This window comes from Fischerella sp. JS2 (genome assembly GCF_032393985.1).
Taxonomy (GTDB): Bacteria; Cyanobacteriota; Cyanobacteriia; order Cyanobacteriales; family Nostocaceae; genus Fischerella.
Window position 1 is genome coordinate 921,798 of the sequence record NZ_CP135918.1, and the last position, 14,212, is coordinate 936,009.

Genomic DNA, 14,212 nt, shown 5'->3' on the forward strand with positions numbered 1-14,212 from the left:
CCGATCTAAGTAGCGTAAACGTTTGGTTGTTGGGTGAAAACTTTCGGTTATTTTAAGATTTTCCGATTTGCAAAAATTATTCTTGGTTGAGCAGTCTGCATTATACCAGCGAGGGGTGGTTTTGGTTTATGTAGAAGGAATTTGAATATTACTAGCAAATAAACTTTGTAAGCGTTGTAGTTTAGAAGCATTTTGGTAAAGTAAATCACCTTTTCCTAATAGATATGCGGCTGTTGTTTCTGTACCTCCCAGAATAATTTTTGAATCTGCTTCACTAGCAGTACGTAAGGCTACTCTCCCTGGTAAATTTGAGCGTATTATGGGAGTGACTATTTTAGCTTCGGGACGTTGAGTAGCAATAATTAGATGAATTCCAGCGGCTCTTGCCTTTGCACCTAATCGTTTAATATATTGCTCTAGTGCTGTGCGGGTTTCTTTTTCTGCCATCAAATCGGCGTATTCATCAAAAATACAGACTATTCGAGGTAAAGACTGACGAGAAGTTTGATTGTATGTAGTTAGATCAGCACACCTAGCTTGTTCAAAGTGTTGGTAACGCAATTCCATTTCTGTTACCAGTTCATCCATTAATTCAATAGCGCGATCGCTTTCTTTGACAACAGGCGCATACAACCACTGCATTTCCTCAAACTCGGGAAACGTCACCCGTTTGGGATCAACAAGAGCAATTTTTAGGTGTTTGGGTGAATGACGAATAATGAGACTGAGGAGAAGCGATCGCAAAAATTCACTTTTACCACTTCCTGTCGTACCCCCAACCAAAAAATGACAAGTATTCGGATCAGATAAATCAGCCTCTACTAATTGTCCTTCCAAATTTACCCCAATGGCAATTTTCACTGGTGCTGTAGCAGGTAAAACTTGTGGCTTGATATAATCTGCAAACTTCGCAACTTGTCTATCGCAACGAGGTAAATCAACACTGACATAACCAGCTTGAGGTGCAATGAAGGGAGGATCTGCTAACCCCAACTGCACTTGTAAATCTTTAGATAAACGCAAAATCGAGTTAACGCTTACGCCTAAATGAGGTTTCAGCTTCACACGAATAAAAGCTGAACCAACAGCCGCACCTTGGTAATCAACTTTGATTTTAAAAGATTGCAGAGTTGCAACCAATTCTTCAGCAATTGCATCAGCATTAACAGATTCCTGGCTATTCTTTATAGAAGAGATATCTGTTGAAACAAAATAAGTTTGACATTTTTGTTTTTGAGGACAAATTTCACACAGGTGAGGCTGAGTTGTCGGTGGTGGTGGATTAGGATGAGGTGGTTCCCAAGTCAACCATTGTTGCATTTGTTGTAATTTATAAGGAATCAGCCTATGAACTGTATTTTCTAGTTCTTCCCAGGTATATTTATACTCTTTAAATTCTGGCAAAACACAATATACTGCTGAATCTACAGGTACTTTCTTCTTTTGCCACAGCATGTAACTATAAAGTGCAACTTGCGCTAATTGTGCTGACGGATCTACAGGCTGATAAGTTTTGAATTCAACTACACAAAGGCGCTTGAGTTCAAAGTTGAAAACTAAGCAATCAAATTCTCCTACTACTTTTTGTTTGCTTTCATCAGGTAGATCAAAATAATGTTCAAGCTTACGTCCTTCTGAGATAAAAGTGTTACTCATCAGCTTTTCTGCACTACAATAGCGACGATTGACTACAAGTATTTCTGCGAAGCGTTTGATTAGTCCTTGTAATCCTTGCCAAACATTTAATAATGGCTGTGCTTGGTTGACATCTTTAGCAACAGCTTTTTCTAAATAAGCAGAAAATTTGAGTTGATAAAAAAGCTGCTGCATGGTAGAGGCTATTTCCTCTACCTTTAATTGGGATACACCAAGTTGAAATAATTCTTTAAATTTTGGTTCATCAGTAGCTAAATTAATGAATTCATCAGCTAAATAATGAAATACATTACCAATACCAAGTTTATTATCTGATGGTATAAATAAGCTATTGCCGCCAAAATGCTGATGCAAATAAAATAGGCGAGGACACTCAAAAGCAACTCTAACTTTAGTAGCAGATAAAGATAAATTTTCAGATACATCTTTTGAGTGCTTTGAGGTGTTAGGCATATGAGCAAAAATATTACTGACAGTATTATGATTTAAAATTTTTAATAAATATTGATGCACAGCAGCTAGGTACACTGTATCCATTGCGGCATAATGTAGCTGCTTTTCCGTCAAAGGACGCTTTCCCCAGTCACTTCCCTGTTCTTCCTTGTTGACATCACAAAAGTGACATAATTCAGTAGCTAAAGTTTTGAGTTGCAAGTTAGATACTTTTAAAATATCTTTTTTAATCCTTCTTGCTATTTTCAGAGTACAAGTAACATTCTGTGCAGAATTTCCACCTAAATACTTTAAATCAAAACTAGCATTATGAAATATTTTTTCAACTTTGGGATTAATCATGATTTGGTTAATAAAAAATAAAACCAAATCAGGCTGATGCAACACATCAAGAATATAAGTAAATTTTCCTGTCAAATCTCTAGGTTCTATCAGTATCTGAATTAATGACAATTTTGGATCAGAAGTTTGCCAATCTGCAACTTCTGTATCTAACCATAGTGTTTTAGCCAGGGCAAATTTTGCTATTTGCATCCTGATTTCAGTAGGTTCTTTCAGGTACTGCATGGCTAAACATTAATTATATTTTATTGACTAAACAAATTAATCGGTCTTGTAACTTAGCTTTAGGATTGATAATTTTTACTTTTTGTTCCTGACATAATAAATCAATCAAGAGTTGAAGATCAGTTTCTTCTACTTCAGGAAACTGAGCAACAGACTGGGAAATTAAAGTTGCTACTCCCATATAGCTTTGAGTTTTGACTAAATTTAGCATAAAATCTTTAACTGGTCGCAAATCTTTTTTGCCGTTTCTATCAACAGTATCAGAACCTTGTTGAGAAATAATTCCTAAATCCTGCAATAAAGCACATTTATTTAAAATTTTAGTTTCACGAGTTAAAGATTGTAGTTCTTGTAAAGTAATAGTATTACCACCAAGCACCAATTCCTGAGCGATCGCAGAATTTACTAAACTATCGTATGTTGCTAAGTAATGAACTGAAGCAAGATTTGGTTTAATGTGATGATGATTGGTTCCTTTGAAAATTTGATTATAGATTTTATAACCAACCAGTTTTGTGTTTCCTACCGTGTTGATTCTAATCAAATATAGTTTTTTACAAATATTTTCTTGAATTGCTTTTTGACAAGCATTCATTATATTGAAAAAACTTGTCATATTAGCATCTTCTGTCCACACTATTCCTACTTTGTCTTGTTTATCAGGTGCTTGATAACTTAAGGAATAGCTAGCATATTTACCTTTGAGCAGTTTTGGCTTAATCGATTGTACTTGTAATGCCTCTAAAACTTCTTGCACCATCTTGATTAAGTCAGTTGCTGGTAAAAGAGATATTTTTCCTATTTTACTTTGAGTTTTCTTAAATTCCTGCTGCCATAGAAGTTGAAATTCAGCTATGATTCTTTCTCGATTTGATATATCAATTATTCTATCAGAGTCTTGATTTACGAGTGTAATAACTGGCTGATTATTATTTTGTAATGTTTTGGTAGATGAATAATTTGTTTGATGCTTAGTAGGAATTTTTACTTTGGTATTTCCTAATAAAATTTTGTATTTTTGATACTCTAATCTACCCAAGATTAGAGCATTCCTTGGCATTGTTTTACCACCAGGAAAATTTGCCTCCAATAATTGCTGAGTTAAGGGAAAAATAGGTGAATTCGGTTTAGGGTTTGCTTTTTGATGTAGTGATTGTAATTTATCAGCCCAAAGCGATTCTGCTTGATCTAAATTAATAGGTTTGAGTGATACTAACCTGTCAATACGAGCTTTGTCTGATTGTAAAATATAGTTTTTGCAGCGTATCCAGTTATCCTTAACTATGCTGATAATTATTAAAAAATTTTTGAGATTGTCGTTGTGAATAGTAGTATTAATATTAAAAATAAGTTGAGAATTTGAATTAAAATTTATTGATGCTTCAACTTGATCAAAGCATAAAACTATTGGTTGAGTATCAGTGGAAATTTTACCAAAATTAGCTAATATATTTTTTGCTGCATCCTCAGTATCAATACAGTATTTCACTCTTAAAGCTTGCATTGATTCTTCACTGATATCATCTCCTTTTAACCACTCGCACGCTATGGTATAAAGTTCAGGATTTGTCAAGTCGTGTAGCACTCCGAAAAAAACCTCAGGATTATAAATACCTGCCTGTTGGTAGTTATCCTTAAGATGCTTGATAAATTTTTGGCGATCATTCAGTAACAATTTCCAGATGTTATCATTTTTATTAATAAAAGCAGATAAGCTCTTTAGCCAAAGTATCAGTTGAGATTCTTGCTGACCATTTGGTACTTTGATTAAACTATCAACCGTATAGCGCAAAACATGTCGCCATATATAGTCATTTTCAGCCCAAGGGCCAATATAAGCAAAAAAAGCTTTAGGATTAAATTTATGCTTGAGTCTACCTAGTAAATAACTTTTGCCAGAACCCGAATCACCTATCAGCAATACAGTACGACTGCGATGGTCTATCGTCACTAATTGTAATAATTCTTCAATCTCATTGATTGCTTCTTGATGAATAGATTCAACCACAGATTTGAAGTCTTGATGTTCAGTCCAAAAATTACCTGTTTTCAAATTTACTAGGTCAAACGGGTTAACCTCACGTTGAATAATTTCGTTGATTGATGCCATACTTAAATTTTGATGAGAGAGCGAACTTCAATTATGTGTAAAATTGCAGTAATGATTGCTAGTTAACACTGATAAAAAACAGCGAACCACCTACATTTTGTTGAATTCCAGCATCAACTTGTTCTGGAGTATAAGGTTTTGGATCTAATAGGGTGCTAAACTCAATTTGATCATTCCTTTGTAACCGATACAGCGCCTTATCCAACTCATCCCGTGACAATGGCGGTTGCAACTTTTGCCGCAAATGGTAAATTGGCAAATAATTATCAGTACCAAGCTCTTTATCTAATTTCTGGATAGTTTGTAAAATTTCTTCGTCAGTGATATTGATAATCGTCTCAACACCTGACTCTGTACTGTGAACAGCTGAAGTAGAGACTTGTTCTGGTTTAACTCTCAAAGTTTTTCGCAGAAAGCGCACGTAATTATTTAGTAGATCCAAGCTAATGTTTGCAGCACCTTTGGGACTGTAGTCATCTCGTAAAAATTCTATTCCACGTTCAGTCAGCCAAACCTCAGGTTTCGTTCTTTTGATTTTAAGTTCAACTTCAATTAATCCGCGATCGCTTAAAGTTTTCAATATTGTGTCTCTTTCTGCGGCTTTGAGTGAAGTAATCTTACTAGGAGTGATTTTGCCTGAAGTTTTACTTAGCTTCTCTAAAACTTTACGTTCTTTATCTGTAATCGGTAATTCGGCTGGATCAAGTTTCAATAGTGCTTGACCAGGCGATAAAATCTTGACTGTGGCAGTCTCACGCGAAAAGTCTACTAGATTGCGATCGCCTAAATCTCGACATATATTATCTTTACCTTTAAAGGTTTTGAAAACACTACCACTAAGGCTTGCTCGATAGTTAGAACATCCTAACAGCTTTAGTAAGAACTTTAATTCATTAGTATCCATGCGGGTAATCTTACCTGTGTCTGAATCAGCACTACTCTAGCTAAAATGGCTATAATTGACACACCTACTCCATCGTAGCGAGAATTAATGCAATCAGGCAAAGTGCTGTATTCTTTCTTTAGGTGAGTCCAAAAAATAAACTATCCAATTTTTTACTCAAGGCGATTTTCCCCTTCCCTTGTCTCCCTTGTCTTCCTTGTCTCCCTTGTCCCCCTTACTACCCCCGTACCTGTCGCAATACTTCAAACGCCTTTCCCCTCACACCCCCAGGTAAAAACGATAACCATAACCCAGTCCACGCTTTAGCAACAGAAAAAGACTTACCGGCAAAAACTAACTCTCTACCTTTTTTAACTTCTCCCTTTTCAATCAACCGCAAACCTAAGAACAACTGTGTTTCTGCAAGACGCTGTAACCTAACTTTCTCTAACTTATCTGACTCAAATTTATAACTACTTAAATACCGCAATTTATCCTGCAAATAAGGAATAGCACGATTGATTCCTTGCTGTTCTGCATGTACGCGATATTCCATCAACAATTCTGGTAAATAATAACCTTTTTTACCTGCTAAAGCGAGCCGCACAAATAAATCATTGTCCTCGCAATTTTGCCAATTAGGTTGCATAAACTCTAACTCTGACAAAGTTTGGCGACGAAATAAAGTTGCACCAATTTGAAAACTTTGTTGAATAAATACTACTTCTAATAAATTATTTACAACACCTGCTGATAAATTTGCTCTACCCCAGCGACGAGAATTGTCTTGAGTTTTGACTTCATCTTTAATATTGTCAATATTAATAATCCAATGGTCAGTACTAACAAAATCAATGCTATGGTCTTGATCTAAAATGGTTGCAGTACGTACTAAAAAATCTGGTGTTAATCTATCATCATCATCAAATTTGATAAAATATTCACCTGTAGCAGCCTCAAACCCAGAGCGCATATTATTGCTTTTACCGATATTTTGCGAGTGGCGAATATATCTAATGCGGCTATCTGTGTATTGCGAGATTAATTTGGGTGTACCATCACGAGAACCATCATCACAGATAATTAATTCTAAGTCTTGATAAGTTTGCTGTAGTACACTGTCAATAGCAAAAGGTAAAAGCTTAACTCGGTTAAAAGTTGGAATACAAATACTGATTTTTGGCATATTTTTTTATAATATAAAAAATACTAACTAGCAACTTAATCGGTGTTAATCTGTGTGCATTGGTATTCGATTCATCAATTTTTTCTCAGCCATGATCTCTCCTAAGCAAATCAAGCAATCGTTCTTTTAATTTTCTTCATCACCCTTTTAATTAATCGATTAGTCTTTGCTGTTACAGTTGGCGGTTTTAGTTGCTGTGGTTTCTGCTTTGGTTGTTTGAGAAATCGATAATATAAAAATTCTTCTCGATAGCAAATATTAACATCTTCACCACGACACAAACGGGCAAAATCACTGGCAGGGTAGCTCATATAGTGAATCCGATGAATAGGTTTTAATCCCTCTTGGTTGTAAAGGATATTGTCAATATTGACAAATAAATCTGCATTAGCACAATTACCTGTTTTGTCTTCACCGTTAGGGCTAAGAGTATAGTTAAAAATAGAGTACTTGCCATCTATCGTCATGTAATTAAATAAAGCTGAACTTGACCACCAAAATTTTTTATTTATCCATTCAACTTCTCTTTTTTCAATCAGGTGGTGCATCAGATTATTTAATTGATCAATTCCAAAGAGTCCCTGGTGGGAACCAAAAAAACTATTGCAATGAATTCTAGAACGTAATTGAGCTTTTGCAATATTAGTTGCACGTTGGGCAAGTTCAAGATTAATATCTGTAGCAGCTTCAGGCTTGGCATGTTCCCAATCATCAAAAACTAAATCGTAAGTGTCTAGTTTGATTAAGACATCATCAATTGGTTTCATTACTAAGCTGTCGGCATCATAAAATATGAACTTTTCAAAATCTCCATCAAATGCAGCGAATTTTCTATGAACAAAACCTTTATACCAGCCAGGACGGGTTAACTGAGATTCTTGAGTTCTTGGATGAGCATCCCACACTTGATTGACAAAATCATCCCAACGCTGAATTGTCTCCCAATTCTCAAAAAGACTAACATTTGGTCTAGACTTAATTTCTTTTGCAATTAGCTCTAATTGTTGATTATAGGGAATAATACAAACTGGGATCTCTGGACTAATATTTCTTTCAATGCTATTTAATAATGCAACCAACTGGTCATAAACAGCATCATTAGCAAGAGTATAAATACCAACTGTTTTCATACTGATCAATTATCTTGATATTGAAGTTATTAAGTAGTGGTCATGAACTGTATAGCTGAATACAAATGAAAAACCTCACCCCTCTCCTTGTCAAGAAGAGGGGTGTCCGATAGGACTGAGAGAGGTGACTTTCAAGTCAGTTTAAATACATAGAGTTCTAGATGATGACATAAAATACACCAACAGGTCATTCTATATACATCACTGTACTTGTCAATATTATTCCCAACTAAATTCCTTTATGAACATTTTGATGTTATCTTCCACTTTTCCTTATCCGCCAACGCGGGGAGGAACCCAAGTGCGAACGTTTAACTTACTCAAGTATCTTCATCAACGCCATGCTATTACTCTTGTCACTCAACGGGAAGCTGATGTCACAGATGCAGAAATTACAGACTTACAAAATTGGGTAAAGAATTTAGTTGTTTTTAAGCGTCCTCCTGATTTAGGAACTAGTGGCAGTGTAGTAAAGAAAATTCAACGATTTATTAGTTTTGTACAAGATGGAATTCCACCGAGTATCTTAAACCGCTATTGTGGGGAAATGCAAGAATGGATTGATAATTTTGTACAGGCAGGAAAATGTGATGTTATTACCTGCGAACATAGTGCCAATGAAATCTATATAAAACCTCATTTTAAAAAACAGGTAAGAACTATAGTTAATGTGCATAGTTCTGTTTATGGAACCTGCCGCAACCAACTAGAAATTGGTATTTCTGAAAATCCTTGGCGAGATAGAATAAACTTACCTTTGTTACGACGTTACGAACAACACTACTGCTCTAAATTTTCAGCAATTGTAGCGACTACACAAGAAGATCAAATTCAACTGCAACAGTTCAATCCTAATGCTGAGATTACCATAATTCCTAATGGTGTGGATTTAGAATCATTTCCCTATCGCATTAGTGATCCGACAGGACACCGTTTAGTTTTTATCGGTGCAATGGATAATTTAGCAAATATTGATGCCGTCTGCTTTTTTAGCAACGAAGTTTTACCAAAAGTTCAAGAACGTTATCCAGATACAACTTTTGATATTGTTGGTTCTCGTCCTGTACCGGAGGTTTTGGCACTGCAAGCAAAACCAGGAATTACTGTGACTGGACGTGTGCCTTCAATGGTAGAGTATTTGCACAAAGCCACTGTCTGTGTTGTACCGATGCGGACAGGATTCGGGATTAAAAATAAAACCTTAGAGGCAATGGCAGCTGGCATCCCAGTAGTCGCAAGCGATCGCGGTTTAGAAGGATTAGCTGTAGACGGCGCAAATGTTCCACTCACTGCACTACGAGCAAATCATCCAGCTGAATATATTAGTGCCATTAGTCACCTATTTAGTAACTCACAACTACGGGATGAATTATCTTCCAACGGTAGACAATTGATAGAAAATGAATTCACTTGGGAAAGCGCAGGTAAACGCTACGAGCAAATATGTATTGAAAAATTGCCTTAAAAGGGAATAGCTTACTAGACAAAAACAACAGAAAAATCCCCATAAATAAATTAAGAGGATTTGAAATAGACATATTTTTCTAGCGCTTATTGGATGAAAAAAATATTTTTATTTCTTTTCGCGAATAGATTTAGCGCCTACAATTAGTGGGCAATTAAAATCCCACTAATTCCCTTTTGCCTCCTTCAATTATTGTTTCATTGAAGGCGCAGCAAATATTCTACTAGATATGGGAATGCGTGAATTAGGTTTAGTAGTAACTACTTCATTATTAGTTGACTCAGAAATCACGTTTATTTGATTATTGCTCGAATCATCACTATTATCTAAGTTAGATTTTATATTTACATTAGTAGCAGTATTAGATTGCAATGATGCAGGCATTAAATTTGTCTTTTCTTGATGAAAATCTTGGAGATTTTGAGCTTGGCAAGGAATAACCAACATAGTACAACTAGTGACCAGGAATATACCTAGTAAACTACAGAAATATTGACACATCTGACTAAATAAGCTTTTTACAAAAAGTGTTTAAAATGTAGACATAAATAAAAGTATCGTTAGTAGTTAGTAGTTATAGAACTATTTCATTCTTGGCATCACCCGCCCAGAAATTAATTTCCAAGCTCATACTTTGTTAAAAAGCTTTTCAAACATCTTTAGACGGATTCAACCATAAGTTAAGAATTAAAATTCTTGGCAAACTAACTACTCACGCTAATAGCTATATTTATTTATGTCTAGTTATTGAATTGAATAGTCTTTTTGTCTCCAGCCGAGCTAGACTATCTTGTTTAATAGATACACCTATAAGAAATATGTTGTGATAAATAGCTCAACAACTATCCAATAATTTATATTTTTTGGAATAGTTTCAACAAGAGAAATTTCTCGGAGATCTGAAATTTATTTTTTGCTGGTAGAAAAGATTATTCCTTCGTAAGTTTTGCTAAAACATAGAGATTTTTATGAACTTTTTATCAAGAAAGGCTTCGGGCAGATGGCAGATGGCAGCTATGCGAAGATCTAAAGTTTTCGTTCGTGATTGAGCCATCTATACCCTCTGCCAAATGGGTTTAAGACCCCCAGTAAATCGAAGATTTACTGGTCTGCAATGTTCCTGGGGATCACAAGACGCAAAGCGGCGTGTCCGGTGGTATCCCCCTTTAATTCCCTTCTGCCACGGCGTTCTTTGTTCGCCCGCAGCTTTGCAACCCACGCCTCCTCTGCCTCCGTACTTCTGCCTTCTTCAAGAATATAAATTAATTTCATCGTTTCTAGTTTCTACCTAAAAAGTGAAACTAGTTCGCAGCACGCCTATTGTAATTGAGTCACTATCTGGAGTATGGCCAGGTTCCCAGATGTGAATGATTCCTGGTGTGATGCTGATGTTATCCGTTACTTGGAAGCGGTAGAAAGCTTCGAGGTGATGGGTTGTTCCTGGCTGACCCCCAGGACGCCCTAAACCTGTATTTATATAATCAGGGACATTGTTTCCTACTGGTAAATCACTACTTGTAATTTTGGGAGGCTGTCCAAAATAAATTCCACCCAAATTACCTTTGGCAAATAAATCAGGGAAATTGAGATACACCATGTAATTTGTAGTTTCTACATTTCCTGATTTGCCTGGAATGTAAGAATTGGTATAACCAAGCCAACCACCTAAAGTCAACTGAGGTGAGATTTGCCAATTGATAGAAGTACCAACAGCATTAGTTTGTAATGGTTCTGATTTATCTGTATTGGGGTTAACTGCTGTTAGGCAATCATCACCTAAGTAAGTAAGCAAACATCCATCCGCAGAGTAATTATTCACGTAATACAAACTGACATCAAAACTGTTAGACGGTGTCAGTAATAATTGCACGCCAGTGGTGGTGTTGCCATCAAACAAACCACTGCGTTTGCCAGGATTTGCTGGTGTGTTACTCGTATAAAGAGCCTGTAAACTAGCACGTTTGGCAAATTGCCAATCAACAGCAATACCACCCCCGTTGAACCCGATATCTAAAATTGGGTTCCTTTGGGCAAAATATGACAATGGCCCTATTGCTCCACTTTCGGCTCGATTAGGGCCACGGAAAGCATTGGGCATATTTATACCTTGGGGTCCTGCCATAATCGCTAAGTTATCAGCGACAAGCCAGTGAAAATTTAAATCATATATACTTAACTGATTATTTGTGGGGTATTCGTAGCCAAGATAAACGTCATTGCTTAATCTGGGTGCTGTCGAACCATTACCTGCTATCAGACTTGTCAATAGATAACTATTAGGAGTGAATTGACTAGTTAAGTATAGCTGGCTAAAGTTGATGAGATTGATATTTGTACCAACATCATCTGTATCTTTTTTCCCATCTCTAGGATTAAGATCAGCACGGCTGTCAGTGCGTGCTTGAATACTAACTATGGTAAAACCACTTAGTTTGGTTGTTGTGGAGAATTGATTCGCAGTAATTTCGGCAGTACGGGCTTCTAAATTATTCACTCGACCTCGTACAGCAGCTAATTCTGTAGCAAATTCTGCTTGTAATTTTTCTAAAGTAATTAAATCTTCGCGAGTGACTGAATCACTCGTGGCTGCGGCGATAAATTCATTTATCCAATCTAAGCAAGCATTCAACCCAGCAGCAAATTCATAACGGGTGAGGGGATGATCGCCACGATAAGTTCCGTTGGGATAACCTGCAATGCAACCATATCTTTCTACTAAAGATTGCAATGTACCGAATGCCCAATCTGTAGATTGGACATCTCGCAGTTGAGATACTGATCTCACTTGTGCCATCGGATCATCAAGGGAAGCAGGAGAACTAGTAGAAAAACTCTCTGTAGGTTCTCCGGTTTTGTCTGTGGAAATAGCGATCGCTGGTATTGGTAATCCGTTGACCACCGCTACTAATAAGTACGCAATTACCCTACTTTGAGTTTCGTTCAACTTTTTAAACTTCGCTCCCACACTCTCAACGATAGAGCTTATTCAAAATATCTTTTTAACGTCATTCGTAAAATCACTTATTTGTACAAATTTACACTATTATTTCTAGGCAATTCCTTAAGAACGCGAGTATAAAATAAAAAACTCATCAAAAATCTCGCTATTATTACTGAAACTAAAAGTATGGTTAACCGCCCACCAAAACCATCTGCTGCCAACACAAGTAAAAAACGAATTGTTAAAAAAGCTAAGAAAATCATTAAAACATCCCAACTTCCCGCAGAAAATTCTCAACAAGCTGGACGTCCGGTTCTGCGTCGAAAAGTTAAGACTAGGAAAACTTCCTCGGGATTAGCATCAAAATTAGCGATCGCCATTTTACTAGGCAGCGCTTGCTTAGTCGTGGCTTTTGCTTGGGTTAGTATCGAATTGATGATCAATCCTGATAAAGTCACTTGGATAAATAAATTTTTGCCTGCATGGGTAAAATCTCTTAGCCACGACGAAAATCCCCAAACCTTGCCACAAATTCAATCTGATCTGGAACAACAAGGTACTATTGCCGGAGATATCATCCCTTTAGAAAGCGATCAAACAGCAACTTTTTTACTCCCAGTTTTCAAACAAGCTCATAATTGTCAATCAGATTGCCGAGAAATTGTGGAACTGAGGGTTTATCAACGTTCACAAAACTTAGAACTAAAATCAAAAGCTGAAAAATACTACACTCTGGCAACTCAACTATCCATCACTGGACTAGAAGAATCATTTGTCGTTTCTCCCTCTGTTGATGCTACATCTGAAAACCAAGGTTCCAGTGTTACTTTTCCAGTCAGTGAAATAGGACGCTTGGAAGGTGAGACATCATCTTCTGGTATCTGGCTTTATGCACAGGGTAAGCACCAGCAAGAATCACAAGCGATCGCCTACGGTTACATTTTTCACTACAACCCCAAACGCACCAACCTACAACTGATGTTGTCTTGGACAAGCCCTGCTGGACAACTCCCAAAATGGCAGCAGGTAACTGGTGGTGGTACAAAAGAATTAATTGTAGATCAAACAGTAGGTTTGGAACCCCAACTACATATCTATCAAGTTAAACCATCCAACTTTGTCCTCAACCCTATCCAATTAGAAAAAATTTCCCTGCAACCACCCGCCCTCAACGATTCCGCTTACCAAGACGCCCTTTTGATCGCTAACAGCGGATTATGGACACCAGCTTGGGAATGGTTGCAATTCATCCAAAAACAACGCCGGGACAAATTGCCAGCAGCAGCACAGACACAAATTGATATGATTCGCCTACACTCTCAACTGACCAAAACGCAAGCAGATACAACTTGGGCAAGTCCCAGTCAACAAGTACTGGCAGATTTAATAGACGGTCGCTGGGGAAAAGCTTTACAAGTATTTGAGGCATCACCACAAAATGCCCAAGAAATTGCCATTTTGCTTAAGGCAGATAAAGGAAGATTATGGAATCGCGTCGAAACAGCATTACAGGTCAATCCTAAGCGGCCAGAAGTGCAAGCATGGGGAGCATTAATAATAGCAGTTCAGCAAGGACAAGAACGTGCTAACACTTTCTTACAAGGGCAAACTCAAATCACTAAAGAATCACTAGCTTACATTCAAAGTCTGCTAGCACAGGTGATCAGTGAACAGTGAGCAGTGAACAGTTATTAATAGTTAGCTTTTCACTATGAGTAATATCAAGTTCGCATAATTACTTATAATTCTCGTTTAACCTCACCCCGCCTGCGGCACCCCTCTGGTGAACTCACGGAGAGGGGCTGTTCTTGTGAGGTTTTT

9 protein-coding genes are annotated in these 14,212 nt (G+C 36.9%); 2 read left to right on the forward strand and 7 right to left on the reverse strand.

What is annotated here, in order from left to right:
- Window positions 1-126 precede the first annotated feature (126 nt).
- From RS893_RS03890 to RS893_RS03910, 5 genes are all read right to left on the reverse strand, one after another.
- Complete coding sequence (locus RS893_RS03890; protein ID WP_315789952.1) at window positions 127-2,676, reverse strand: DNA translocase FtsK; 2,550 nt, start codon at window positions 2,674-2,676, stop codon at window positions 127-129.
- Between the two features lie 13 nt (window positions 2,677-2,689).
- Window positions 2,690-4,786: an ATP-binding protein gene (locus RS893_RS03895; protein WP_315789953.1), complete on the reverse strand. Its 2,097-nt coding sequence runs from the start codon at window positions 4,784-4,786 to the stop codon at window positions 2,690-2,692.
- Between the two features lie 58 nt (window positions 4,787-4,844).
- Window positions 4,845-5,690: a transcription factor RcaD gene (locus tag RS893_RS03900; protein ID WP_315789954.1), complete on the reverse strand. Its 846-nt coding sequence runs from the start codon at window positions 5,688-5,690 to the stop codon at window positions 4,845-4,847.
- 217 nt (window positions 5,691-5,907) lie between these two features.
- Complete coding sequence (locus RS893_RS03905) at window positions 5,908-6,855, reverse strand: glycosyltransferase family 2 protein (protein WP_315789955.1); 948 nt, start codon at window positions 6,853-6,855, stop codon at window positions 5,908-5,910.
- Between the two features lie 110 nt (window positions 6,856-6,965).
- On the reverse strand, window positions 6,966-7,985 hold the full coding sequence (locus tag RS893_RS03910; RefSeq protein WP_315789956.1) for an Npun_R2821/Npun_R2822 family protein: 1,020 nt from the start codon (window positions 7,983-7,985) through the stop codon (window positions 6,966-6,968).
- Between the two features lie 241 nt (window positions 7,986-8,226).
- Between RS893_RS03910 and RS893_RS03915 the strand changes: the two genes are divergently transcribed.
- Window positions 8,227-9,450, forward strand: coding sequence for a glycosyltransferase family 4 protein (locus tag RS893_RS03915; RefSeq protein ID WP_315789957.1), 1,224 nt, complete (start codon window positions 8,227-8,229; stop codon window positions 9,448-9,450).
- Window positions 9,451-9,639: 189 nt separating this feature from the next.
- Here the strand turns inward: RS893_RS03915 and RS893_RS03920 are convergent, their stop codons facing one another.
- Together RS893_RS03920 and RS893_RS03925 are read right to left on the reverse strand one after the other, a co-directional pair.
- Window positions 9,640-9,897 carry a hypothetical protein gene (locus RS893_RS03920; protein ID WP_315789958.1) on the reverse strand — a complete coding sequence of 86 codons (258 nt, stop codon included), beginning with the start codon at window positions 9,895-9,897 and terminating at the stop codon, window positions 9,640-9,642.
- Between the two features lie 841 nt (window positions 9,898-10,738).
- Window positions 10,739-12,394 (reverse strand): iron uptake porin, encoded by a 1,656-nt coding sequence (locus RS893_RS03925; RefSeq protein ID WP_315789959.1) that lies wholly within the window; start codon window positions 12,392-12,394, stop codon window positions 10,739-10,741.
- Between the two features lie 183 nt (window positions 12,395-12,577).
- Between RS893_RS03925 and RS893_RS03930 the strand changes: the two genes are divergently transcribed.
- Window positions 12,578-14,068, forward strand: coding sequence for a hypothetical protein (locus RS893_RS03930; protein WP_315789960.1), 1,491 nt, complete (start codon window positions 12,578-12,580; stop codon window positions 14,066-14,068).
- The last annotated feature ends 144 nt before the right edge of the window (window positions 14,069-14,212 follow it).